Below are 25,189 nucleotides of genomic sequence, written 5' to 3' on the forward strand. Positions count from 1 at the left end.
CGGGCGTGTACACCCGCGAACAGACGAAGCCCGTCCGGGTCGGACGGGTTCAGATCGGCGGCCAGCCGTCGGTCGTCATCCAGTCGATGACGACGACCGACACCCGGGACGTCGACGGGACGCTCCGGCAAATCGAAGCGCTCCATGCGGCCGGCTGCCAGATCGTCCGCCTCGCCGTCGTCGACGAACGGGCGGCGGAGGCCCTCCGGGAGATCAAGCGCCGCTCGCCGCTTCCGATCGTCGCCGACATCCACTTCGACTACCGGCTGGCCTTGAAGGCGATCGATGCCGGGGTCGACAAGGTGCGGATCAACCCGGGGAACATCGGCTCCCGGGAGCGGGTGAAGGCGGTCGTCCGGGCGGCCAAAGAGCGAGGCGTGCCGATCCGGATCGGCGTCAACTCCGGCTCCGTCGAGCGGCACCTTCTGGAAAAATACGGCTCGCCGACCGCCGATGCCCTCGTGGAAAGCGCCCTCGGCCACATTGAGATTCTCGAAGACCTCGAGTTCACCGACATCGTCGTCTCGCTCAAGTCTACCGACGTCCCGACGATGATCGCGGCGTATCGGAAGATGGCCGAGGTGCGGCCGTACCCGCTCCACGTCGGCGTGACGGAGGCGGGAACCGCCTGGAGCGGCGCCATCAAATCGGCCGTCGGCATCGGGACGGTACTCGCCTTAGGTCTTGGCGATACGATCCGGGTGTCGCTCGCCGCCGATCCGGTGGAAGAGATCAAGGTCGCGAAGCAGATCTTAAAGAGCCTCAACCTCGCCGCGTCGGAGCCGGTCGTCGTCGCCTGCCCGACGTGCGGCCGGGTGGCGATCGACGTCATCGGCCTCGCCGAAAGGATCGAGCAGGCGGTGGCGACGAAGAAGCGGCCGTGGAAGATCGCCGTCATGGGCTGCGCGGTGAACGGTCCCGGGGAGGCCCGGGAGGCGGACATCGGCGTCGCCGGCGGCCGCGGCGAAGGGCTCATCTTCCGGGGCGGGAAGATCATCCGCAAGGTCAAAGAAGAAGAGCTGTTCGACGCCCTCATGGCCGAACTCGAACAGATGGAGCGGGAAGCCGAGGCCCGGGAAGCGGGGTCCGGCCCTGCCGCGCCGGCCGGCGACACGCCTAAGGACGGCGATGCGCTTAAGGCCGGCGGCGCCTTCGAAGGCGCCGGAGGCGGCGCGGACGGAGCCGCTTTGGTGCCTTCCGGGACCTCCGGCGGCGAACCACGCGGAAAGTGAGGCGAAGCGATGCGTCAGTCGCGGGCGTTCATTCCGACGATGCGGGACGTGCCGGCGGAGGCGGAGGTGGCGAGCCACCGCCTCCTCCTCCGGGCCGGATACATACGGCAGGTCGCCTCCGGCGTCTACACCTACCTCCCCCTCGCCTGGCGGGTGCTCAAAAAGGCGATGGCGATCATCCGGGAGGAGATGGACGCCGCCGGCGGGCAGGAAATCCTCATGCCGGCGCTCCAGCCGGCGGAGCTCTGGCAGGCGACCGGCCGCTGGGACGACTACGGTCCCCTCATGATGCGGCTCGTCGACCGGCACGAACGGCCGTTTGCCCTCGGCCCGACCCACGAAGAGGTCATCACCGCCCTCGTCCGGGACGAGGTGAAGTCGTACCGCCGGCTCCCCCTCATCCTGTACCAGATCCAGACGAAGTTTCGGGATGAGTACCGGCCCCGCTTCGGCCTCCTTCGGGGCCGGGAGTTCATCATGAAGGACGCCTACTCGTTCGACCGGGACGAGGCGGGGCTCGAGGCGAGCTACCGGGCGATGTACCGGGCGTACGTCCGCATCTTCGAGCGGATGGGCCTCAAGTTCCGGGCGGTCGAGGCGGACGCCGGCGCCATCGGCGGCTCGTACAACCACGAGTTCATGGTCCTCGCCGACGTCGGCGAAGACACGATCGCCTATTGCACGGCGTGCGACTACGCCGCCAACGTCGAGCGGGCGGAAGTGCCGCCGCCGGATCCGGCTTCGGCGCCGGACGAGCCCATGCGGCCCCTCGAACGGGCGAAGACGCCGGGGATCCGGACCGTCGCCGAGCAGGCGGCGATCCTGGGCCTTCCCCTCGAGAAGATCATCAAAAACGTCGTCTACCTCGCCGACGGCGCTCCGGTCGTCGTCCTCGTCCGGGGCGATCACCAGGTGAATGAGGTCAAGGTGAAAAACTTCCTCGGCGCCCGGTTCCTCGAGATGGCCGACGAGGCGACGATCCGGCGGCTCTTCGGCGCCGGCCCCGGCTTCGTCGGCCCGATCGGCGCCCGGGACGTCCGCATCCTCGCCGACCATGCCGTCCGGCACCTCCGGAACGCCTCCACCGGCGCCAACGAAGACGACTGGCACTACGTCGGCGTCAACCCCGGCCGAGATTTTCAGGTGGAGGCGTACGGGGACTTCCGGGTCGCTCAGGAAGGGGACGCCTGCCCCCGCTGCGGCGCGCCGCTCGCCTTCGCCCGGGGGATTGAGGTCGGCCACGTCTTCAAGCTCGGCACGAAATACTCGGCGGCGCTCGGGGCCGTCTACCTCGACGAAGACGGCCGGCAGCGGGAGATGCTCATGGGGAGTTACGGCATCGGCGTCTCCCGGGTGATCCAGGCCGCCGTCGAACAGTCCCACGACGAAGACGGCATCATCTGGCCGCCGGCCCTCGCCCCGTTCGACCTCCACCTCCTCGTCGTCAACGCCGCCGACGCCGATCAGCGGACGGTGGCGGAGGGGCTGTACGATGCCCTCACCTCGGGCGGCATCGACGTCCTCTACGACGACCGGCCGGAGCGGGCCGGGGTGAAGTTCAAGGACGCCGACCTCATCGGCATCCCGCTCCAGGTGATCGTCGGAAGCAGCGTCAAGGACGGCGAGATCGAGCTCAAAATCCGCCGGACGAAAGAAAAGCGCCGGGTCCCCCTGCCGGAGGCCCTCGAGACGATCCGCGCGGTGCGCTCCGAACTCGAGTGAAGGCGGATGCCGACCGCCCGATCCCGCCGAGACGGCGGTCGAACCGCCGGCGGTCGGACCGGAGCACGAGGAACGGGAGGTGAAGGGCGTGATCGACCCCGCCTTGGGCGGGCTGATGGCGCGCGTGCCGCCGGAGGACAAGCTGTCCGAGGCGCTCCAGGCCGCCCGGCTCGAGCGGCTTGTCGTCTACCCCGACGCCCGGCGGTGGGTCGTCCAGATCACCGCGCCGGCCCTGCTCCCGGCCGCGCCCCTCATCGCCTGGGAAGCGGCGCTCGGGGCCGCCTTCCGGGACGTGGCGGACGTCGAGCTTTGGGTGCGCATCGAGCCGCCGCCGCCCTTTCAGGCCGTCGCCCGGGGGTACGGGGACGCCCTCCTCGGCTACCTCGCGGCCCGACACCCGCTCCTCGCCGCCGCCGTCGTCGACGTCGCTTTCGAGGCGGCCGGCGACGGGCGGGCCGTGCTTTACGTCGAGCCGGCGGCGCTTCCGGCCTTCCAAAACGGCGCCTTAAAGACCCTCCGGCGCTTTTTCGCCCAATACGTCGGCCGGACGCCGGAAGTCGTCGTCCTGCCGGCGCCGGACGACGCCGCCCGGGCCGCCGCCCGGCGGGAGCGCCTGGCCGCCGCCGAAGAGGCCGCGATCGCCTCCGTCGCAGAGCGGACGTCTCCGTCCGACGGAGAAGGACGGCCCCCCGCCGGCCCGCGGCAGAACGGAAACGGCGCCGCCGAAGCGGCCGCCGAAGGGACGGAGGCGGTGGAGACGGTTCTCTTCGGCCGGCCGATCGCCGCCCGGCCGGTCGCCCTCCGAAGCGTCGCCGAAGGGGAGGACGTCGCCGTCGAAGGCGTCGTCTTTGCCCGGGAAGAACGGCCGACCCGGACGGGGGCCGTCCTCCTCCTCAAGATCGCCGACGGCGAGAGCGCCCTGGCGGTGAAGCTCTTTCTTCGGAAAAGCGACGACGCCGTCCGGGCGGCGGCGCTTCAGGAAGGCGTCCGGGCCCGCTTCCGCGGCCGCGTCGCCTTCGATCCGTACGAGCGCGATCTCGTCCTCACGGCGGACGATGTCGTTCGGCTTCCCGACCGGCGGCGGGAAGACCGGGCGCCGAAAAAGCGCGTCGAGCTTCACCTCCACACGGCGATGAGCGCCATGGACGCGCCGCTTCCGGTGGCGGCGGCCGTCCGACGGGCGGCGGAATACGGCCACGCCGCCGTGGCGATCACCGATCACGGCGTCGTGCAGGCCTATCCGGAGGCGTACGCGGCCGGGGAACAATACGGCGTCAAGATCCTCTACGGCCTCGAAGCGTACCTTGTCGACGACGAGACGGAGATCGTCTTCGACCCGGACCCGGAGCGGCGCCTTTCGGACGACACGTACGTCGTCTTCGACGTGGAGACGACGGGGCTTTCCAGTGAGCGGGATACGATCATCGAGATCGGCGCCGTGAAGATTGAAGGCGGCCGGGAGGTCGGGGCGTTCCACACCTTTGTCGATCCCGGCCGACCGCTTCCGGCGAAGATCGTCGAGCTCACCGGCATCACCGACGCCATGCTCCGGGGGGCGCCGACGCCGGAGGAGGCGCTGGCGCGGTTTCGCGCCTTCATCGACGGGGCGACCCTCGTCGCCCACAACGCCCGCTTCGACCTCGGCTTTTTGCGGGCCGGCCTGAAGCGGGCGGGACTTCATCCGTTTTCCGGTCCGGCGATCGACACCCTGGGGCTGGCGCGGCTCCTTTTGCCGGATTTGAAAAACCACCGCCTCGACACCCTCGCCGAGCACTTCGGCGTCGCCCTCGAGCGGCACCACCGGGCCGTCGACGACGCCCGAGCGACGGCGGAGATCTTCCTCAAGCTCCTCCAGGAGCTTGCCGGCCGCGGCATCACCACCCAGGGCGCGCTGGCGGCGGAAAAAGACCCGGAGGCGTACGCCAAGGTCCGGCCGAAGCACGCCACCCTCTGGGCGACGAGCGAAGCGGGCCTTCAGAACCTCTACCGGCTGGTGACGAAGTCCCACCTCGAGACGTTTCACCGCGTCCCCCGGATCACCAAGCGGGACCTCGAAGCGCACCGGGAGGGCCTCCTCGTCGGGAGCGGCTGCGACGAAGGGGAACTGTTCGACGCGGCGATGAACGAGGACTTCGACAGCCTCCTCCGCCGGATGAGCTTCTACGACGTCGTCGAGGTCATGCCGCCGGACGTCTACCTCGCCCGGATGGACCTTCCCGAAGCCGAGGCGCTTCCCATCATCCGCCAGGCGATCGAGCGTCTCATCGCCGCCGCCGAGGTCGCCGGAAAGCCGGTCGTCGCCACCGGCAACGTCCATCACCTCGACCCGGAAGACGTCGTCTTCCGGCGCATCCTCCTCGCCAACCAGAACGGCCCCCGGACCCGGGACCCGAATCGCATCCGGCCGCAGCCTTACCGGACGACGGAAGAGATGCTCGAGGCGTTCGCCTTCCTCGGCCGGGAGAAGGCGGAGGAGATCGTCATCCACCAACCGACCGCCATCGCCGAAGCCATTCCGTCGATGAAGCCCTTTCCCGACGGCCTCTTTACGCCGGTGATCGACGGCGCCGAAGACGAAATCCGCCGCCTCGCCACCGAGCGGGCGCGGGCCGTCTACGGCGATCCGCTTCCGGCGATCGTCGCCGAGCGGCTCGAGCGGGAGCTTCGGAGCATCATCGACGGCGGCTTCGCCGTCGTCTACCTCATCGCGCAAAAGCTCGTGAAAAAATCCCTCGAAGACGGGTACCTCGTCGGCTCCCGCGGCTCCGTCGGCTCGTCCCTCGTCGCGACGATGCTCGGCATCACCGAGGTCAATCCCCTCCCGCCCCATTACGTCTGCCCGAGCTGCCACTACAGCGCCTTCGTCGAAGACGGATCGGTCAAAGACGGCTACGACCTGCCGGAGCAGGCGTGCCCCGTCTGCGGGACGCCGCTTCACCGGGACGGCCATGACATCCCCTTTGAAACGTTTATGGGCTTCAAAGGCGACAAGGTGCCGGACATCGACCTCAACTTTTCCGGCGAATACCAGGCGGAGGCCCACCGGCACGCCGAGGCGATCCTCGGCCGGACGAACGTCTTCCGCGCCGGCACGATCTCGACGGTGGCGGAAAAGACCGCCTACGGTTTCGTCCGAAAATACCTTGAAGAGCGGGGCGAAAACCGCCGCAAGGCGGAGATCGACTGGCTCGCGCGGGGGACGGCCGGCGTCAAGCGGACGACGGGGCAGCACCCCGGCGGGCTCATCGTCGTGCCCCGGGGAGAAGACGTCCACCGCTTTACGCCGCTCCAGCGGCCGGCGGACGACCCGGCGTCGGAGACGATCACGACCCACTTCGACTACCACGCCCTCTCGGACCGGCTTTTGAAGCTCGACCTTCTCGGCCACGACGACCCGACGGTCCTCCGCATGCTCAACGACCTCACCGGGATCGACCCGCGGACGGTGCCGCCGACCGATCCGACGGTGATGGCGCTTTTCAGCGGCACCGAGCCCCTCGGGCCGGACGTCGGCCTCGAGGCGATCGACGTCCGGGTCGGCACCCTCGGGCTTCCGGAGTTCGGCACCCGCTTCGTCCGGGGGATGCTCGAAGAGACGCGGCCGACGACGTTTGCCGAGCTCGTTCAGATCTCGGGCCTCTCCCACGGCACCGACGTCTGGGTCGGGAACGCCCAGGAGCTCATCCGAAGCGGCGTCGCCGAGCTCAAGGACGTCATCGGCTGCCGCGACGACATCATGCTCTACCTCATCGGGAAGGGGCTCGAGCCGCAGCAGGCGTTTCGCATCATGGAAAGCGTCCGGAAAGGGAAGGGCGTCCCGCCGGACGACCAGGAGGCGATGCGGGCCCACGGCGTGCCGGCGTGGTACATCGACTCGTGCCAGAAGATCAAGTACATGTTCCCGAAGGCCCACGCCGTCGCCTACGTCCTCATGGCCGTCCGGATCGCCTACTTCAAGGTCTACCACCCGCTCGCCTTTTACGCGACGTATTTTTCCATCCGGGCCGACGAATTCGACCTCGCCCTTGTCCTTGCCGGTGAGGCGGCCGTCCGGGAGAAGATCGCCGAGCTCATGCAAAAAGGGTCAGAAGCGTCGGCGAAGGAGAAAAACCTGCTCACCGTCCTCGAGGTGGCGTACGAAATGCTCCGGCGGGGCTTTCGTTTCCTTCCGCTCGACCTCGAGCGGTCCGACGCTTTTCGCTTTATCCCGGAGGGCGACGGGCTCCTCGTGCCGTTTACCGCCGTCGACGGTCTCGGCGAAGCGGCGGCGGAGAGCATCGTCCGGGCCCGGGAAGACGGGCCGTTTCTCTCCGTCGAAGACTTCCACGCCCGGACGCGGGTGTCGAAGACGGTCGTCGACGCCCTTCGAGCGCTGGGCGCCTTCGCCCACCTGCCCGAGACGAACCAGATGACGCTCTTTTAGGGGCATTCCCGGATCGCGCTTTTTGGCACAACCGATTCGGGCACCCCGATCGCCCGGCCCTGCGGCCGGGCGGTTTTTTTGGCTTCGGCGGCGGATCGCCGGTCGTGAAGGATCGCACAAAGCTTTCGAGCAAGACGAAAAAGTTCAAGATTCTTTAACAAATGATTTGTACAATTCCGCCAAAAAAGCGCTATAATGAGGGACATCACGCCGAAAGGGGGGAAGGCGGATGCGCGTCGCCATCGGCGCCGATCACGGCGGCGTCGAACTCAAAGAGGTCCTCAAAGCGTTCATCGCCGGTGAACTCGGCCATGCGGTCGACGACGTCGGCTGCCTTTCGTGCGGCGCGGGAGCGTCCGTGGACTACCCGGATTTCGCCTTCCCCGTCGCGGATCAAGTCGCTCGCGGGGTGGCGGACCGCGGCATCCTCATCTGCGGCACCGGGATCGGCATGATGATCGCCGCGAACAAAGTGCCGGGCATCCGGGCGTCCCTCGCCCACGATCTGTATTCGGCCCGCATGTCCCGGGCGCACAACGACGCGAACGTCCTCACGCTGGGCGGCCGGATCATCGGCCCGGAGCTCGCTCGGGAGATCGTGCGGGTCTGGCTCGCCACGCCCTTTGAAGGCGGCCGGCACGCCCGCCGACTGGAAAAAATCGCCGGACGGGAGGCCGCCCTCCGGGTCCGTCGGGACGGCGAAGGCGGTGGCGCCTGATGCCGGCGGAGGCGGTCGCGTACACGAACAGCCTGATCTTCATCGCCGTCTTCCTCGTCCTGGCGGTGGCGCTCCCGGTCGTCGCCTTCACCATGAGCCGGCTCCTTCGGCCGCACCATTTCTACCGGGAAAAAGGCGAGACGTACGAAAGCGGCACCCAGCCCCTCGGCACGAGCTGGGTCCGCTTCCGGGTGAAGTATTACCTGTTTGCGCTGCTTTTTGTCCTCTTCGACGTGGAGACGCTCTTTCTCTACCCGTGGGCCGTCGTCTACGACCGCCTCGGATGGTTTGCCGTCGCCGAGATGGCCGTCTTCCTCTTTCTGCTCGTTTTCGGTCTCGTCTACGCCTGGCGAAAGGGGGTCCTCGAATGGAAATGACCGTCGGCCTCCGGCCGGAGGCGATCGACCTCGGCCTCGAGGGCGTGGCGGCGGAGGAGGCGGAGCTTTTGAAGCGGAATGTGCTTTTCTCCCGCCTCGAGGAGCTCAAGGCGTGGGCCCGGTCGAACTCCCTCTGGCCGCTCACCTTCGGCCTCGCCTGCTGCGCCATCGAGATGATGGGCACGAGCGGCAGCCACTACGACGCCGACCGCTTCGGCGTCTTCTTCCGGGCGTCGCCCCGGCAGGCGGACGTGATGATCGTCTCCGGCACGGTGACGAAGAAGATGGCGCCGATCCTGAGGCGTCTGTACGACCAGATGGCGGAGCCCCGGTGGGTGATCGCCATGGGGAGCTGCGCCACCGCCGGCGGGCCGTATGTCCGGGCGTACAGCGTCGTCAAGGGCGTCGACCAGATCGTCCCGGTCGACGTCTACATTCCCGGCTGCCCGCCGACGCCGGTCGCCCTCATCTACGGGATCCAGAAGCTGCAGGCGAAAATCCGCACCGAAGCCCGAACGGGAAGGCGGGTGATGGACGATGAGCGCCCGCTCCGTGCCGCCGATTCGGCCGTATGACACGGCGTCCCTCTCCGAACTCGTCGATCGGCTCCAAGACGCCTTCGGCGCGGGCGTCGTCGAAGAGGCGACCCTGCCACCTCATCAGCCCGAGCTACCCATCCTCACCGTGCCCCGGGAACGGCTCGTCGACGTCGTCCGCTGGCTGAAAGAGGCGCCGGATTACGGGATGGATTTTTTGAACGACCTCCACGCCGTCGACCGGAAGACGCACCTGGAGGTGCTTTACGTGCTTCAGTCCCACCGGACCGGCCGGATGCTCGGCCTGCGGGTGAAGACCGACCGGCCCGGCGGGAGCGTGCCGTCCCTTGTCCCCCTCTACCCGACGGCGGACTGGCACGAGCGGGAAGCGTACGACCTCTTCGGCATTCGCTTCGAGGGGCACCCGAACCTCCGGCGGATCCTCCTCCCCGACGACTGGGTCGGCCATCCGATGCTCAAAGATTACGCGCCCTACGACGAGGGGGGATGACGGTGGCGCTCCGGACGGAAGAGATGATCCTGAACGTCGGGCCCCAGCACCCGTCGACCCACGGCGTCTTCCGGGTGATCCTGAAGCTCGACGGCGAGACGATCGTCGAGGCGACGCCGGTCATCGGCTACCTCCACCGGGGGACGGAAAAGCTCGCCGAGGACCTCACCTACACGCAGATCATCCCCTACACCGACCGGATGGACTACCTCTCGGCGATGATCGGCAACTACGCCCTCGTCCACGCCGTCGAGACGCTCATGGGGCTCGAGATCCCCGAGCGGGCGGAGTACCTCCGGGTCATCGCGATGGAACTGAACCGCATCGCCAGCCACCTCGTCTGGTTCGGGACGTATCTGCTCGACATCGGGGCCCTCACGCCGTTTCTCTACGCCTTCCGGGAGCGGGAGAAGATCCTCACCCTCCTGGCGGAGCTTTCCGGCGCCCGGATGACATTCAGCTACATGCGGATCGGCGGCGTGAAGTGGGACGTGCCGGACGACGGCTGGCTCGGCCGGGTGGAGCGCTTCGTCGACGACTTCGAGCGGGCGCTCGAAGACTTCCACGCCCTCGTCACCGGGAACGAGATCGTCCAGGCGCGCCTTAAGGGGGTCGGCCGGTACGACCAGGAGACGGCGATCGCCTACGGCCTCACCGGGGTGAACCTCCGCTCGACGGGGGTGGCGTACGACGTTCGAAAGGCGAAGCCGTATTCGATCTACGACCGGTTCGAGTTTGAGGTGCCGGTCCGGACCGAGGGCGATTTGTGGGCGCGCTATCTGCTCCGTATGGAAGAGATGGAGCAGTCCCGGCGGATCGTCAAGCAGGCGGTGCGGCAATTTCCGTCCGGCGGCGAGATCATGGCCAGGATGCCGAAGCTCATCCGGCCGCCGGCGGGGGAGGTGTACACGAGCGTCGAGTCGCCCCGGGGAGAGCTCGGCGTCTACATCGTGAGCGAGGGGAAACCGCAGCCGTACCGGATCCACTTCCGGCGGCCATCGTTTGTGAACCTCCAGCTTCTCCCGAAGCTTCTCGTCGGGCAAAACATCGCCAACATGGTCGCCATCCTCGGCTCCATCGACATCGTCCTCGGGGAGGTCGACGCATAAGGTGCGAGATTGGCTGTATGAGCCGCTCACGCTCGGGCGGTTTGCCGGGATGGCGCTTCTCATCTTCGGGCTCTTGAACGTCGTGCTGTTTCTCGTCACCTATGCGATTTACATCCAGCGGAAGCTCCTCGGCTGGATGCAAAGCCGCGTCGGGCCAAACCGCGTCGGCCCGTACGGCCTTCTGCAGACGATCGCCGACGTGCTGAAACTCCTCACCAAGGAAAGCTTCATTCCAAGCCACGTCGATCGACCGCTCTTTCTCCTCGCGCCGATCGTCGCCTTCGCGCCGGCGTTCGTCGTCTTCGCCGTTCTGCCGCTTACGGACCGGATCGCCTTTTCCGACATCGGCGTCGGGCTTCTCTTTTACATCGGCGTCGCGTCGCTTTCGACCCTGGGCATCCTCATGGGCGGCTGGGCGTCGAACAACAAGTGGTCGCTCATCGGCGCGATGCGGGCGGTGGCGATGATGATCGCCTACGAGATCCCGCTGGTTCTGGCCGCCCTCGGCGTCGTCATGCGGGCCGGGAGCCTCAACCTCACGGCGATCGTCGCCTCGCAGGAGACCGTCTGGAACGTCGTGCCGCAGTTCATCGGTTTTCTCGTCTTCCTCATCGCGGCCCTCGCCGAGCTCAACCGGACGCCCTTTGACCTGACGGAAGCCGAATCGGAGCTCATCGCCGGCTATCACGTCGAGTACTCCGGTTTTCGCTTCGCGTTTTTCATGCTCGCCGAGTACGTGTATCTTTTCGCGATGGGGGCGCTCATTTCCCTCCTCTACTTCGGCGGTTGGCTCCCGCCCCATCCGGCGCTTTCGTTCATCCCGGGCGGCGTCTGGATGGCGCTGAAGACGCTTTTTTTCGCGTACTTCCCGTTCTGGCTGCAGGCGACCTTTCCGCGGGTGCGGGTCGATCAGCTGATGACGTTTGCCTGGAAGGGGCTCATGCCGCTGGCCCTCGTGAACATCGTCCTCACGGCGGCGCTGAAGACGGCCGGCGTCGTCTGAGGGCCGGCGCCTGAAGGCCGGCGTCTTAGGGCCGGCGGAGAAAGGAGGAACGGCCGTGGTCGGCACCGGTCTTTTGAAGGGCCTCGGCGTGACGTTTAAAGAGATGTGGAAGCCGAAGGTCACGACGAAATACCCCGACGAGCCGTACGAGCTTCCCAACCGGTTCCGGGGGATTCAGAAACTTTACGTGGATAAATGCATTGTTTGTTATCAGTGTGCTCATATCTGCCCGACCCAGTGCATCACGATCAAAGAAAAGCCGAAGGCCGATCCGAAGCAAAAGAAGAAAGAGCTTGAGGCGTTCGACATTAATTTTGAAATTTGCATTCTGTGTGATTTGTGCACAGAGGTCTGCCCGACGGAAGCGATCGTCATGACGTCGAACGTCGAGCTCGCCGAATACCGCCGCGATGCGCTCCACAAGGACATGCGGTGGCTGGAAGCGAACAACACGAACATCCGGGAGCTGAATCTTCCATGGAAAGCAACGTCGTCGTCTTCCTGACCGTGGCCGCGCTGGCCCTGTTCGGGGGGGTGACGATGCTTTCCCTCAGACGGGTGCTCCACATGGCGCTGGCCGTGGCGCTTTCGTTTTTGAGCGTGGCCGGGGTGTTTTTTCTCCTTGGCGCCGAATTCCTCGGCGTGATGCAGATCATCGTCTACACCGGCGCGGTGACGGTGCTCGCCGTCTTCGGCATCATGCTGACCCGGCACGATGCGGTCGACGTGCAGACGGCCCGGGGAGCGGTGCAGCGGGCGCTGGCGGGGATCGTCGCCGCCGGCGGGTTTTTGTTCCTCTTTTATCTTCTGTTTCGATCGCCCCTTGAACCGGATGGCGCCGGGGGCCCGCCGGTGGTCAGCATCGGGGCGATCGGGGAAGCGCTGTTTTCGCCCGAGTTCATCCTCGCCTTTGAGCTCGTCGGGGTGATGCTGCTCGCGGCCCTCATCGGCGCCGTCACCGTCGCCCGGGAAGAGGCGCCGGAAGCGGACCGAGAGGAGGAAGGCCGGTGATCGTCCATCTTTCTCAGTATGTGCTCCTGGCGGGGCTCCTCTTTTCCCTCGGCCTGTACGCGGCGCTCACGCGCCGGAACGCGGTCATCGTGCTGCTTTCGGTCGAGCTCATGATGGCGGCGGCGCTCGTGGTGCTCGTCGCCTTCGGCCGCTTCGGTTCCCCGGCGTTCGGTTGGCTGACGGCGGATGAGGCGGCCGTGGCCCGGGAGCACGCGCTGGCGCTTTTCATTATCGCCGTTGCAGCGGCGGAGGTGGCGGTCGGCCTCGCCATCCTCATCGCCCTCTATCGCCTGAAGGCGACGGCGAACGTCGATGAACACGATACGCTCAAGCACTGACCGGCCGCCCCCGACGTTCTCGAACGGCGTTGTCCGGCGGAGCGGGCTCCGGACGGGTTCGGGCGGGGACGATCGGACGCAGAAAGTTACATGAGAGGCTGAAGCGGGGCCCGTTCGGGATGGCGGAACGGGCTCCAGAAAGGGTGGCGCAGGTGTTCGAATCGGCATACGGGGCTGCGGCGCTCGGGGCAATCTTCGGCGGGCCGGCCGTCGCCTTCGGGATTCTCCTCGTCGCCGGCCGCCGGCTGGGGGCGCTCGCCGGCGGCGTGGCGACGGTCGGGGCGCTCGTTTCGGCCGCCGGGGCGTTCTGGGCCGCCGGGATGTTCCTGCGGAGCGGCGAAGTTCTGGCGACGCCGGTGTTCCCATGGCTGGCGCCGGCCGGCGGAGTGATCGCCTTCGGCCTTCAGGCCGGCGGCCTCGGCCTCTGGATGGCCGTCCTCGTCGGCATCGTCGCCTTTTTCGTTCATCTGTATTCGCTCGGCTACATGGAGGGCGATCCCCGGCAGGCCGTCTACTTTCAGCATCTTTCCTTCTTTACGGCGGCGATGCAGGGACTCGTTTTATCCGGCAATTTGCTTCAGTTTTATGTCTTCTGGGAGCTCGTCGGTCTGGCGTCGTTTCTTCTGATCGGCTTTGACGTCCATCGCCCGGCCGCCCGACGGGCAGCGATGAAGGCGTTTTTGGTGACGCGTTTCGGCGACATCGGCCTGTTCATCGCCCTCTGGATCGTTTACGTCCGCGTCGGCAGCTTCCGCTTCGACGACCTGTTTCAGGCCGTCGAAGCCGGCGCCCTTTCGCCTCCGCTTTTGACGGCGCTGGCGCTCCTCCTCTTTCTCGGCGCGATGGGGAAGTCGGGTCAGTTTCCGCTCCACGTCTGGCTGCCGGACGCCATGGAAGGGCCGACGCCGGTGAGCGCCCTCATCCATGCCGCGACGATGGTCGCCGCCGGCGTCTATCTCGTCGCGGTCATGGAGCCGGTTTTTTCGGCGTCTCCGGTGGCGCAGGCCGTCGTCGCCGGGGTCGGCGCGTGGACGGCCCTGTACGCCGCGGTCGTCGCCGTCGCCCAGACGGACATGAAGCGGGTGCTCGCCTATTCGACGGTCAGCCAGCTCGGCTTCATGATGCACGCCCTCGGGGTCGGAAGCGTCTACGCGGCGCTTTTTCACCTGTCGACGCACGCCTTTTTTAAGGCGCTCCTTTTCCTCGGCGCCGGGGCGGTGTATCACGCCGTCGGGACGTATGACCTCACCCGGCTGGGCGGGCTCGGCCGGAAGATGCCGTTTACGACGGCCGTTTTTGCCGTCGGGGCGCTGGCCCTCGTCGGCCTGCCGCCGCTTTCGGGCTTTTTCTCCAAAGAGCGCATCCTCGCCGCGTCCTGGACCGCCGGAAGCGGGGGCGCCGGGCTGCTTCTCGGGACGACGTTCATCACGGCGCTCTACGTGGGCCGCCTCCTCACGCTGGCCTTCTTCAGTCCGGCGCGGACGCCGACGCCGGCTCCGCTTCCGCCCCTTCCGGCGACGATGGCGATCGCCGTTGCGGCGCTTGCGCTCTTCGCCGTCTTCGCCGGCGGCCTCGAAAGCGAGCGGTTCGGCGCCTTCGCCCGGATGATCGGCGCACCGCCGCCGTCGGAGGCGCCGGCGTTTTTCGCCGCACTGTCTACCGCCCTCGGCCTGTTCGGCCTCATCCTCGGTGCCACATGGGTCCGGCGGCGCCTGGCGGCGGTCGGACGGACGGAAGCGGCGGCGGACGGCGCGTCGTTCGGCGGGTTTTCCCGGGCGGTTCAGGCGGGCTTCGGCGTCGATGCCCTCATCGTCCGGGGCATCGGCGGCGGCGCCATGGCCGTGGGCCGGGCGCTCGCCGCCGTCGACCGGGGGCTTTTTGAAGGGATCGTCGCCTTGGTCGCTGCCGTCGCCCGCGGCTTGGGCTTTTTCGCCTCCCGCCTGGCCGACGGCCGGGTGCAGCGGTACAACCTGATCGCCGTTCTCATTCTTCTGTTCTTCCTCGTCGTCTGGGCCGTGAGCGGCTGACGGGGAAAGGCGGCGGGTTCTGCCGCCGCCTCGCGCCCGTCGCCCCGCGCCGCTTGAAGATGCGGGCGTATGCCGGAGAGGAGACCGTTTGATGTCGGATGCGATGCTCGCCCTGCCGTGGGCCTTACTCAGTCCGGAAGCGATCGTCCTTTTAACCGCCCTCGTCCTCCTTGCGGCGGCGTGGGTGCTCCCGCCCGCCGTCCAGCGCCGGGCGCTCTATCCGGCGGCTTTTGCCGGGCTTTTTATCGCCGCCGGCGTGACGCTCCTCCTCTTTCCCGCCAAGGGGGATTTGGCCGGCGTCTTCATCGTCGACGGCTTTGCCCTGGTGGTGAAGCTTCTCCTCCTCGCAGGAACGGTCCTTGTCCTCTTCCTCGCCGCCGACGAGCGGGACTCGGCGTGGCGGGACGGGGAGTCCGATGCCCTCGGGCTCATGCTCATCGCCCTCGTCGGGGCGATGGCGATGGCCTCGGCGGCGGATGTGGCGCTCCTTTTCGTCGCCGTCGAGACGCTGTCGATTGCCTCGTACGCCCTCGTCGGGCTTAAAAAGCGCTCCGTCGCCTCGCTGGAGGCGGCCCTCAAATACGTCCTGACCGGCGCCGCGGCGACGGCCTTCTTTGCCTTCGGCGCCGCTTTCCTCGTCGGTCTCACCGGGGCGACCGATTTTGCCACGCTGGCGGAACGGCTCGCCGACCCGCGGATGGCGCCTTATCGGCTGTTCGTCTACCTCGGCTTTTTTGCCCTTTTCGGCGCCCTGACGTTTAAGATCTCGAGCCCGCCGTTTTATCTCTGGACGCCGGACGTCTATCAGGGGGCGGCGACGGCGGTCACCGGCTTTCTCGCCGTCGTTTCAAAGGCCGCCGGCCTTGCCGCCGCCGTCCGGCTGACGGCGAGCGTGTTTTACCGCCTGCCGGGGGGAGAGGGCTTTGGCGTCGGGGCGACGGTCGCCCTCGTCGCGGCGCTCAGCATGCTGATCGGCAATGCCGTCGCCCTCTGGCAGTCGGACGCCAAACGGCTGCTCGCGTACTCGTCCATCGCCCACGCCGGCTATCTCCTCGTCCCCCTGGCGGCGGCGACGCCGATGGCGGTCGAGCAGATCCTCTATTACCTCGTCGCTTACCTCTTCATGACCCTCGGGGCCTTCGCCCTCGTCGAGGCCGTCGCTCGGGACCGGGGAACGTACGACGTGCGGGCATTTGCCGGCCTGTACCACCGGTCGCCGGGGGCGGCGCTGGGGCTTTTCATCCTCATGCTCTCCTTCGCCGGCATCCCGCTCACCGCCGGCTTTTTCGGCAAGTGGTACATCCTCCTCGGCGCCTTAGGCGGCGGCCGTTTGGGCCTCGCCGCGATCTTCATCGTCGCGACCGTCATCTCCTACGCGTATTACTTCAGCCTCGTCTGGCAGGCGTTCATGCGGCCGGGTCCGACGGAGCGGCCGCTTCGGCTCGCCGCCGGACCGGCGATCGTCTTCTACGTCGGCGTCTTCGGAACGCTGGCCGGCGCCCTCTTCTTCGGTCCGCTCCTCGGCGCGATGCGGCTCGCGTTTTAGCGGCCCGGCGACAAGGCCGGCACGGGGGCCGGCCTCACGGCGCTCGTTTTTCAGTCTCGTCCGCTGGCCTTCGGCCCTCCGTCCATAAGCGGAGGGCTATTCACGTATTGAGAGATGCTAATTTGACACATCGCCGTCCCGTCTGGTATGATCGAGCCAATCCGGTGATTTCGCTAAGCGGAACTCGGTATCTCCCTCTGTGAAACTAAATAACAGATAGTGAAACAGAGGGAAAGAGAAAAAACAGAGGAGGACAGGAGGGAAACCGCCGTGTATGTGCCACCGAAAGCGTCATACGCCGAAGTGCTCAAGGACGCGGTGAAAAACGGTTACGCCGTCGGCCAGTTCAACCTGAACGGCCTCGAGTATCTCCAGGCGATCGTCGAGGTGGCGGAAGAAGAGCGCTCGCCGGTCATTCGATCAAGTCCAGTATCATGTGTAAATTGCCCTCTTCGGCGAATGAAAGGACAGGTCACTCAGGCATTCACAACGTGCAGCATGGCCGGCTCAGTGGATTTCTGTTGTTCCTTCTTCCACTGCCAATACTCATCCATATTCAGGTAGCGGTGCCCAGTGGTCCACGTCTCGTCTATCTCCATGAGTAGCGCTCCAAGCAACCGTATCACGGATTCCCGGTTGGGAAAGATGCGGATGACTCTTTCACGGCGGCGAATCTCCTCGTTGAGTCGTTCCACGCCGTTCGTGGTACGCAAGCGCCGCCGATAGCGATCCGGCAAGACCAGCACGGCCGTGACGTCGTCAAAGCCCTCCTCTAGCACCTTGACGGCCTTGGGTGCCTTCTCAGCGTACTCCTCCACAAATTCATTCATGAGCAGTCGGGCCGTCTTGAGGTCGGGCGCATCAAGAATGGCTCGTACACGCTTGTAGACCTCCTTCTGCAACGCCTTGGGTGTGGCGTCCAAGATATTGCGCATGAAGTGGGTCTGGCACCGTTGCCAGGTGCATCCCTGAAACTCCGTCTGCAGTGCCTTCACCAGCCCGCCATGACTGTCAGACACCACAACGTCAACGCCGCGGAGACCCCGGTTCTTCAGCCAGGCAAAGAACTCCCGCCAGCTGGCCTCCGATTCGCTGTCGCCCAACATCAAGCCAAGAATCTCACGGTACCCTTCTTCGTTGATGCCAACAGCGATCATGGCCGCTCGAGAGCGAACACGCCCTTCCTCCCGAATCCGGAGTACCAAAGCGTCCACCAGCAGGAACGGATAACGATGCTCAGCAAGGCTGCGATTATTCCATCCCTGAACGATGGGATCAAGGCGCTTGCACAGCTCGGAGACCGTGGACTTCGAGAACGTCGTGCCGCACAACTGCTCGGTGACTTTCGCCACGTCCCGGGTGGACACGCCGTTCACAACCATCTCCATCAGGGCGATGATGAACGCTTGTTCGCTGCGCTGGTACCGAGCAAACAGCTCTGTGGAGAACTGGCCATTCCGGACCCTCGGAACCCGCAACACCAGCCGCCCCACACGGGTTGTCAGGGTGCGGGTGACTGTTCCGTTGCGATAGCCTTGGCGTTCTTTCGTGCGCTCGTATGGCGCCGCTTTCAGATGCTCCTGCACTTGCGCTTGGAGGATCTGGTTGACCACACTCTCCACCAGCTTTGCCACGCCTCCATCCCGCTGAAAGAGGCCTTCCAAAATCTCGTCGTCCACGGTAATCTGGTACTGAGCCATCCGGTATCCCTCCTGGTGAAGTGGTTTCTTCTCCGCCTCACATTCTACCAAAGAGGGCCGGATGGCTCATTTTATGTTACCTGGACCATCCGTTTTTACACATGATACCGGACACGACTGGTCATTCTTGGGGTGAGCGTCAGCTCGACGAAGTACATCGGCTTCGACTACCTCATCGCCCTGGCCAATGCGGCCAAGCTCAGGGCGCGGGTGCCGATCATCCTGCACCTCGACCACGGCCCGGATTTCGACTTCGTCATGAAGGCGATCCGCGCCGGGTTCGACTCGGTCATGTACGACGGCTCCGAACATCCGCTGGAAGAGAACATCGCCACGACCCGCCGCGTCGTCGAAGCGGCCCACGCCGCCGGCGTCTCCGTCGAAGGGGAGATCGGCCGGATCGGCGGGACGGAAGACGAGGTGAGCGTCGACGAGCGGGAGGCGATGCTCGCCCGGGTCGATGAGGCCGAGCGTTTTGCCCGGGAGACGGGCATCGACGCCATTGCGCCGGCGCTCGGGACGGCCCACGGCATGTACAAGGGCCGGCCGGAGATCGCCTTCGACCGGCTCGAGGCGATTCACAAGCGGACCGGCCTTCCGGTCGTCCTCCACGGCGGCTCCGGCGTGCCGGAAGAGGATATCCGGCGGGCGATCGCTCTCGGCGTCGGCAAGATCAACGTTAACACCGAAAGCCAGGTCGAATTCAGCCGCGTCGTCCGGAAGACGCTCGAAGAAAAGCCGGACCTGTACGACTCCCGCAAGTACCTCGGCCCCGCCCGGGAGGCGATCAAGGAGATCATTCGGGCGAAGATTCGCCTGTTCGGTTCACACAACCGCTTCTGACGCCGAATCGGGCCGCCGGAGGACTTCCGTCGAAAACCGTCGGGGCGCCGCTACCGCAGAACAGGCGGCGTCGTTCGCTGGCGGTCCAAGTTTTGCCGGCGGGGGCCTTCCCATGGCCCGTCCGGCGGCCCCGGCGATCTTCCGCCGAAAGGAGTGACGCGCGCATGACAGCCAGGCGAAAGGTGACCGTCATCGGCATCGCCGGCGACAGCGGCGCCGGCAAGTCGACCTTCGTCGCCGAGCTTCGGGCGCTCATCGGCGAGGAGCGCGTGACGACGATCAGCATCGACGACTATCACTCCCTCGACCGCTTCGAGCGAAACCGGATCGGCGTGACGGCGCTCCATCCGTGGAAGGCAAATAACCTCGGCCTCCTCATCGAGCACGTCTGGCAGCTCAAGGCCGGCCGGGCGATCGAAAAACCGATCTATGACCACAGCGACGGCCGCATCAAAGGGCCGGAGATCGTCGTTCCGCGAGACATCGTCCTCCTCGAGGGGCTTCACATCCTCTACCTCGAAAAGCTCCGGGAGGCGCTGGATCTCAAGATCTACTTCGACACCGACATCCGGCTCCGGGTTCGCTGGAAGGTCCGGCGGGACGCATCGACCCGGGGGTACACGGAGGCGGAAGTGCTCGAAGAGATCGAGCGGCGGAAGCCCGACGTCCAGAATTACATTGAGCCGCAGAAGGCGTATGCCGACCTGGTCGTTCAGTACATCCCGGACGACGACCGCCCGCCGACGCCGGACGATCCGGAGCCGATCAAGGTGCGCATCGCCGAACGGCTCAACGGCGACAAACGGCGGCTCGTCAAGTGGTTGTCCCTCGGCGCCCGCTTCGGTCTCATCGAAGCGGTCCACTATCACGACAAGATCGTCGGCGAAGCGATGGAGATCGCCGACATCGGCGGCCGGACGCCGATGGAATCGATGCTGGCGCTCTTGGAGATGATCAGCGACAACCATCATCTGAAAGAAAAAATGAATGAAACGCATTATACCCCGATTAAAGTCACTCAATATCTAATCGCCAGCATGATCATCGAGCTCGCCTACGGCCGCGACCTGCAATTGTATCCGTCCGCCGGCGCGCCGAAAACGGCACAGGCGAACTGAGGCGGAGCCCCGACGGCGGGATGTCGAAAGGGTCAAAAGGCGAAGATAGGAGGGAGAGTATGGGAGCAAAAGTCGGCATCAGCGGCATGGGCCGCATCGGGCGGCTCACGCTTCGGGCGGCGTGGGGCGATCCGGCCATCGACGTCGTCGCCGTCAACGCCACGACCGACGCCCGGACGCTCGCCCATCTCCTCAAGTACGACTCGGTTCAGGGGCGCTGGGGGGCCGAAATCGACGTCGACGGCGACGACCTCGTCATCGACGGCCGGCGGATCCGGGTCGTCTCCGACCGGGACCCGGCGCGGCTCCCGTGGGGCGACCTCGGCGTCGACGTCGTCCTCGAGGCGACCGGCAAGTTCACCACCCGGGAGGCGGCAGCGGCGCATCTGACCGCCGGGGCGAAAAAGGTCATCATCACGACCGCCGCCAAGTCCGACGACCTCATGATCGTCTACGGCGTCAACCATGAGCAGTACGACCCGGCCCGCCACCACGTCATCTCCAGCTCGTCGTGCACGACGAACTGCCTCGCGCCGATCGTCGCCGTCCTCCACGAGCGGTTCGGCATCGTCGAAGGGGCGATGACGACCGTCCACAGCTTCACGAATGACCAGCGGAGCCTCGACAACCCCCACAAAGACCTCCGTCGGGCGCGGGCGGCGAGCCAGTCGATCGTCCCGACGACGACCGGCGCCGCCCGGGCGATCGGGAAGATCTTCCCCGAGCTTCAAGGGCGTCTGAACGGCCTTGCGATCCGCGTCCCGACGCCGACCGTCTCCCTCGTCGACCTTGTCGTCACTGTCGAGCGGCCGGCGACGGTCGAGGCGCTGAACGAGGCCTTCGCTGAAGCCGCCGCCGGGCGCCTCCGGGGCATCCTCGACCTATCGGAAGAGCCGCTGGTCTCCGCCGACTACATCGGCAACCCCCACTCCTGTGTCATCGACGCCCTCTCGACGATGGTCATCGGCGAGCGAACGGTGAAAGTCCTCGGATGGTATGACAACGAGATGGGCTTTGCCCACCGAATGGCGGATCTCCTCCGCTACGTCGGCGCCCGGCTCGGCGCCGTCCAAGATTTTGCCTCCGCCGGCGCCGGGGAGGCGCATCACGGATGAGCGCGGAGATCGGGGCAAAGTCGGCCAGCCTGCGGCTCCTTACGCTTGAGATGGCCCGCGTCACCGAGGCGGCGGCCCTCTCCGCCGCCCGGTGGATGGGCCGGGGCGACAAATGGCAGGCGGACGACGCGGCGACGCAGGCGATGCGGGCCGTCCTCGGCCAGATCGCCATCGACGGGACGGTCGTCATCGGCGAGGGGGAACTGGACGAGGCGCCGATGCTCTACATCGGCGAGCGGGTCGGGACCGGCGACGGGCCGGCGGTCGACATCGCCGTCGACCCCCTGGAAGGGACGAACCTGCTGGCGACCGGCGCTCCCGGTTCCATCGCCGTATTGGCGATCGCGCCGAAAGGGGCGCTCCTCGGGGCGCCGGACATGTACATGGAAAAGATCGCCGTCGGGCCGAAGGCCCGCGGCCGCGTCTCCCTCGATCGGCCGGTCGAAGAGAACATCCGGGCCGTTGCCGACGCCCTCGGCAAGCGGGTCGAAGACGTCGTCGTCGTCCTCCTCGACCGGCCGCGGAATCAATACATCCTCGACGCGATCCGGGCCGTCGGCGCTCGGGCCCGACTCATCTCCGACGGCGACATCAGCCCGGCCCTCGCCACCTGCTTTGAAGAGACCGGCATCGACATGATGATGGGCATCGGCGGGGCGCCGGAAGGCGTCGTCACGGCGGTGGCGATGAAAAGCCTCGGCGGTGACTTTCAGGGGCGCCTCGTGCCGCAAAACGATGAAGAGATCGCCCGCCTGGTGGCGATGGGGGTGAACGAGCCGACGCGCCTCTTTACGCTGGACGACCTCGTGAAAAGCGACGACGCGGTCTTCTCCGCCACCGGCGTCACCGACGGCCCGCTTCTGCCGGGAGTGCGATTTTTACCGGGTGGTGTCGCCCACACCGTCACCCTCGTCGCCCGGGCCAAGACCCGGACCGTCCGCTTCATCCACGGGCGGCACCACCTGGCGACGAAGCCGGAGGCGGTCCGGCGGTTGGCCGGGGAGGGAAGCGGATGAGCGGACGCTCCTTCGGCGGGGAGGCGGTCCGGATCGCGCCGTCGATCCTGTCGGCAGACTTCGGCCACCTTGCCGATGAGATCCGGGACGTCGAGGCCGGCGGCGCGGACCTCATCCACATCGACGTGATGGACGGCCGGTTTGTGCCGAACATCACCATCGGCCTCCCGGTCGTCCGGGCGATCCGGCCGGTGACGCGCCTCCCCCTCGACGTCCACCTCATGATCGTCGAGCCGGAGCGCTATCTCGCCGAGTTCGTCGCCGCCGGAGCGGACATTGTCTCGTTTCACCTCGAAGCGACGCCCCATGCCCACCGGGCGCTGCAGATGATTCGCGCCGCCGGCGCCCGGGCGGCGGTGGCGATCACGCCCCAGACGCCGGCGGAAGCCGTCCGGCACCTCATTCGCGACCTGGACATGGTCCTCGTCATGACGGTGAACCCCGGCTTCGGCGGCCAGGCGTTCATCCCCCAGATGGTGGACAAAGTCCGAACGCTCCGGGCGATGCTCGATGCGGCCGGCCGGCCGGACGTGGCGATCGAGGTCGACGGCGGTATCGACGCCGAGACGGTGCCGGCGATCGTCGCCGCCGGCGCCCGGGTGCTCGTCGCCGGGACGGCGGTCTTCGGCGCTCGAGACCGGCGAGCTGCGATCGGCACCCTCCGATCGGCCGGGGAGGAGGCGGTGAAGGCAGCCGGGGGAGCGGCAGAACGATGAGGAAAGCGGAACGATGCGGGAAGCGACGCGATGCGGGGGCCTCCCGATCGGGCCGGCCTCATCGATAAGAAAAAACTTATAGTATAAGGAATTTCTTATCATAGGCCAAGCAAATCGCTATTTTACTTTTCCGTCATTCGGCATTACGCTGAAGATGGGGCGGCGCCCCGGAAGATCGGATGCAGAAAGGAGCGACGGCGATGACCCTGAAGGAGTCCGAGAAGGAAAAGGCGCGAAGCCGCTGGGCGTCCGGCGTCATCCCTTACAAGGAGATGGGGTACTGGGTGCCGGACTATGAAGTGAAGGAGACCGACGTCATCGCCGCCTTCCGCTTTGTGCCGCAAGAGGGCATCGAGCCGGAGGAGGCGGCGGCGGCGATCGCCGGCGAGTCGTCGACGGCGACGTGGACGGTCGTGTGGACCGACCGGCTGACGACGTATGAAAACTACCAGGCGAAGGCGTTCCGCGTCGTCCCGGTGCCGGGGACCGACCAGTACATCGCCTACATCGCCTACGACATCGACCTTTTCGAAGAAGGCTCCATCGCCAACATGGCCTCGTCGATCGTCGGGAACGTGTTCGGCTTCAAGGCGTTAAAGAGCCTCCGCCTCGAAGACCTCCGCATCCCGCTTCACTACATCAAGACGTTCCAGGGGCCGGCCCACGGCATCGTCATGGAACGAGAGCTCCTCAACAAGTACGGTCGGCCGCTCCTCGGGGCGACGGTGAAGCCGAAACTTGGCCTTACGGCCCGGAACTACGGCCGCGTCGTCTACGAAGCGCTCCGGGGCGGCCTCGACTTTACGAAGGACGACGAGAACACGAACTCCCAGCCGTTTCAACGCTGGCGCGACCGGTACCTCTACGTCATGGAGGCGGTCCACAAGGCGATGGCCGAGACCGGCGAGATCAAGGGCCATTATCTGAACGTCACCGCCGCGACGATGGAAGACATCTACGAGCGGGCGGAGTTCGCCAAGGAGCTCGGGAGCGTCATCATCATGATCGACCTCACCGTCGGCTTTTCCGCCATCCAGTCGATGGCCAAGTGGGCCCGGAAAAACAGCATGATCCTCCACCTCCACCGGGCCATGCACAGCACCTTCACGCGGCAGAAGACCCACGGCATCAGCTTCCGGGTCATCGCCAAGTGGATGCGGATGGCCGGCGTCGACCACCTGCACGCCGGGACCGTCGTCGGCAAGCTCGAGGGCGATCCGAACATCACCCGCGGCTACTACAAGACGCTCCGGGAACTCAAGGTTGAGGCCGATCCGACCATGGGGCTCTACTTCGCCCAGGACTGGGGCTCGATGCCGGGCGTCATGCCCGTCGCCTCCGGCGGCATCCACGCCGGTCAGGTTCACCAGCTTTTGCACCTCTTCGGCGACGACGTCGTGCTTCAGTTTGGCGGTGGAACGATCGGCCATCCGATGGGGATCGCCGCCGGCGCGACGGCCAACCGCGTCGCTGTCGAGGCGATGGTCAAAGCCCGGAACGAAGGCCGGGACATCCTGAACGAGGGGCCGGAGATTCTCGAGCGGGCGGCCCGCTTCTCGCCGGCGCTTCGGGCGGCGCTCGACGTCTGGAAGGACGTCACGTTCGATTTTGCCTCGACCGACACCCCGGACGTGACGGTGACGCCGACGTTTTAAGATGAGCAAGCGAGGAGGGATGGCGATGTCGTTTCGCCTGACGCAGGGGACGTTTTCCTACCTTCCCGATTTGACCGATGAAGAGATCGCCAAGCAGGTGCAGTACGCCCTCGATCGCGGGTGGGCGATCAACATCGAATTCACGGACGACCCGCACCCGCGGAACGTCTACTGGGACATGTGGGGACTTCCGATGTTCGACCTTCAGGACCCGTCGGCGGTCCTGTATGAGATTCAAAAGTGCCGTGAGGCGTACCCGAACCACTACATCCGGGTGAGCGCCTACGATCGGAGCTACGGCCGCCAGACGATTGCGCTGCAGTTTATCGTCCACCGGCCGAAGCACGAGCCCGGCTTCCACGTCATCCGTCAGGAAGTTCGGGACCGGCAGATCCGCTACACCCTCCACAGCTATGCCACCGACCGGCCGAAAGGGGAGCGGTACGTCGACTGACCGCGGACTGTCGGGCGAT

At 66.4% G+C, this 25,189-nt stretch carries 22 protein-coding genes and 1 pseudogene; 22 read left to right on the plus strand and 1 reads right to left on the minus strand.

Annotated elements, in window-relative coordinates; translation table 11 throughout:
• Window positions 1–5 precede the first annotated feature (5 nt).
• The 15 genes and pseudogenes from ispG to K2M58_RS12820 form a co-directional block, all read left to right on the plus strand.
• Window positions 6–1,055 (plus strand): annotated as a pseudogene (gene ispG / locus K2M58_RS03020) (flavodoxin-dependent (E)-4-hydroxy-3-methylbut-2-enyl-diphosphate synthase); the annotation flags it as partial.
• A gap of 186 nt (window positions 1,056–1,241) precedes the next feature.
• A complete protein-coding gene (locus tag K2M58_RS03025; protein WP_220678228.1) occupies window positions 1,242–2,954 on the plus strand; it encodes a proline--tRNA ligase in 1,713 nt (570 codons plus the stop codon).
• Between the two features lie 79 nt (window positions 2,955–3,033).
• The gene (locus K2M58_RS03030) at window positions 3,034–7,377 is read left to right on the plus strand and encodes a PolC-type DNA polymerase III (RefSeq protein ID WP_220678229.1); all 4,344 of its coding nucleotides are present in this window, start codon (window positions 3,034–3,036) and stop codon (window positions 7,375–7,377) included.
• 229 nt (window positions 7,378–7,606) lie between these two features.
• Window positions 7,607–8,095 (plus strand): ribose 5-phosphate isomerase B, encoded by a 489-nt coding sequence (gene rpiB, locus K2M58_RS03035; RefSeq protein WP_220678230.1) that lies wholly within the window; start codon window positions 7,607–7,609, stop codon window positions 8,093–8,095.
• Complete coding sequence (locus tag K2M58_RS03040; protein WP_220678231.1) at window positions 8,095–8,472, plus strand: NADH-quinone oxidoreductase subunit A; 378 nt, start codon at window positions 8,095–8,097, stop codon at window positions 8,470–8,472. Before rpiB ends, K2M58_RS03040 begins: the two co-directional genes overlap by 1 nt.
• Window positions 8,473–8,495: 23 nt before the next feature.
• On the plus strand, window positions 8,496–9,047 hold the full coding sequence (locus K2M58_RS03045) for a NuoB/complex I 20 kDa subunit family protein (RefSeq protein ID WP_252393579.1): 552 nt from the start codon (window positions 8,496–8,498) through the stop codon (window positions 9,045–9,047).
• Window positions 9,010–9,519: an NADH-quinone oxidoreductase subunit C gene (locus K2M58_RS03050; RefSeq protein WP_220678232.1), complete on the plus strand. Its 510-nt coding sequence runs from the start codon at window positions 9,010–9,012 to the stop codon at window positions 9,517–9,519. Before K2M58_RS03045 ends, K2M58_RS03050 begins: the two co-directional genes overlap by 38 nt.
• Window positions 9,516–10,628, plus strand: a complete 1,113-nt coding sequence (locus K2M58_RS03055; RefSeq protein ID WP_220678233.1) for an NADH-quinone oxidoreductase subunit D — start codon at window positions 9,516–9,518, stop codon at window positions 10,626–10,628. The genes K2M58_RS03050 and K2M58_RS03055 overlap by 4 nt, the downstream gene beginning before the upstream one ends.
• Before the next feature lie 49 nt (window positions 10,629–10,677).
• Complete coding sequence (gene nuoH, locus K2M58_RS03060) at window positions 10,678–11,631, plus strand: NADH-quinone oxidoreductase subunit NuoH (RefSeq protein ID WP_220678767.1); 954 nt, start codon at window positions 10,678–10,680, stop codon at window positions 11,629–11,631.
• Window positions 11,632–11,686: 55 nt separating this feature from the next.
• The gene (nuoI, locus tag K2M58_RS03065) at window positions 11,687–12,136 is read left to right on the plus strand and encodes an NADH-quinone oxidoreductase subunit NuoI (protein WP_220678234.1); all 450 of its coding nucleotides are present in this window, start codon (window positions 11,687–11,689) and stop codon (window positions 12,134–12,136) included.
• Window positions 12,109–12,642, plus strand: a complete 534-nt coding sequence (locus K2M58_RS03070; protein WP_220678235.1) for an NADH-quinone oxidoreductase subunit J — start codon at window positions 12,109–12,111, stop codon at window positions 12,640–12,642. The genes nuoI and K2M58_RS03070 overlap by 28 nt, the downstream gene beginning before the upstream one ends.
• Window positions 12,639–12,980 (plus strand): NADH-quinone oxidoreductase subunit NuoK, encoded by a 342-nt coding sequence (gene nuoK / locus K2M58_RS03075; RefSeq protein WP_220678236.1) that lies wholly within the window; start codon window positions 12,639–12,641, stop codon window positions 12,978–12,980. The genes K2M58_RS03070 and nuoK overlap by 4 nt, the downstream gene beginning before the upstream one ends.
• 152 nt (window positions 12,981–13,132) lie before the next feature.
• Window positions 13,133–15,007, plus strand: a complete 1,875-nt coding sequence (locus K2M58_RS03080) for an NADH-quinone oxidoreductase subunit 5 family protein (protein WP_220678237.1) — start codon at window positions 13,133–13,135, stop codon at window positions 15,005–15,007.
• A gap of 91 nt (window positions 15,008–15,098) precedes the next feature.
• On the plus strand, window positions 15,099–16,553 hold the full coding sequence (locus tag K2M58_RS03085) for an NADH-quinone oxidoreductase subunit N (protein ID WP_220678238.1): 1,455 nt from the start codon (window positions 15,099–15,101) through the stop codon (window positions 16,551–16,553).
• A gap of 270 nt (window positions 16,554–16,823) precedes the next feature.
• Complete coding sequence (locus K2M58_RS12820; protein ID WP_289628262.1) at window positions 16,824–17,117, plus strand: class II fructose-bisphosphate aldolase; 294 nt, start codon at window positions 16,824–16,826, stop codon at window positions 17,115–17,117.
• Here K2M58_RS12820 and K2M58_RS03095 read toward each other — a convergent pair.
• Complete coding sequence (locus K2M58_RS03095) at window positions 17,030–18,253, minus strand: IS256 family transposase (protein ID WP_220676936.1); 1,224 nt, start codon at window positions 18,251–18,253, stop codon at window positions 17,030–17,032. The two genes, K2M58_RS12820 and K2M58_RS03095, sit on opposite strands and share 88 nt — an antisense overlap.
• Window positions 18,254–18,385: 132 nt before the next feature.
• Here K2M58_RS03095 and K2M58_RS03100 point away from each other — a divergent pair, with 132 nt between their 5' ends.
• The 7 genes from K2M58_RS03100 (at window position 18,386) to K2M58_RS03130 (ending at window position 25,170) form a co-directional block, all read left to right on the plus strand.
• Window positions 18,386–19,096, plus strand: a complete 711-nt coding sequence (locus tag K2M58_RS03100) for a class II fructose-bisphosphate aldolase (protein ID WP_252393517.1) — start codon at window positions 18,386–18,388, stop codon at window positions 19,094–19,096.
• 164 nt (window positions 19,097–19,260) lie between these two features.
• Window positions 19,261–20,214, plus strand: coding sequence for a phosphoribulokinase (locus K2M58_RS03105; protein WP_220678239.1), 954 nt, complete (start codon window positions 19,261–19,263; stop codon window positions 20,212–20,214).
• 59 nt (window positions 20,215–20,273) lie between these two features.
• On the plus strand, window positions 20,274–21,329 hold the full coding sequence (gene gap / locus K2M58_RS03110; protein ID WP_220678240.1) for a type I glyceraldehyde-3-phosphate dehydrogenase: 1,056 nt from the start codon (window positions 20,274–20,276) through the stop codon (window positions 21,327–21,329).
• Entirely contained in the window at window positions 21,326–22,345 is a 1,020-nt protein-coding gene (gene glpX / locus K2M58_RS03115; protein WP_220678241.1) for a class II fructose-bisphosphatase, read from the plus strand. The genes gap and glpX overlap by 4 nt, the downstream gene beginning before the upstream one ends.
• Entirely contained in the window at window positions 22,342–23,061 is a 720-nt protein-coding gene (gene rpe, locus K2M58_RS03120; RefSeq protein ID WP_220678242.1) for a ribulose-phosphate 3-epimerase, read from the plus strand. The genes glpX and rpe overlap by 4 nt, the downstream gene beginning before the upstream one ends.
• A gap of 200 nt (window positions 23,062–23,261) precedes the next feature.
• On the plus strand, window positions 23,262–24,716 hold the full coding sequence (locus K2M58_RS03125; RefSeq protein WP_220678243.1) for a ribulose-bisphosphate carboxylase large subunit: 1,455 nt from the start codon (window positions 23,262–23,264) through the stop codon (window positions 24,714–24,716).
• 25 nt (window positions 24,717–24,741) lie between these two features.
• The gene (locus K2M58_RS03130) at window positions 24,742–25,170 is read left to right on the plus strand and encodes a ribulose bisphosphate carboxylase small subunit (protein ID WP_220678244.1); all 429 of its coding nucleotides are present in this window, start codon (window positions 24,742–24,744) and stop codon (window positions 25,168–25,170) included.
• The last annotated feature ends 19 nt before the right edge of the window (window positions 25,171–25,189 follow it).

The sequence above is a fragment of the Hydrogenibacillus sp. N12 genome (assembly GCF_019645935.1).
In the GTDB taxonomy this organism is placed as follows: Bacteria; Bacillota; Bacilli; order Thermicanales; family DSM-22653; genus Hydrogenibacillus; species Hydrogenibacillus schlegelii.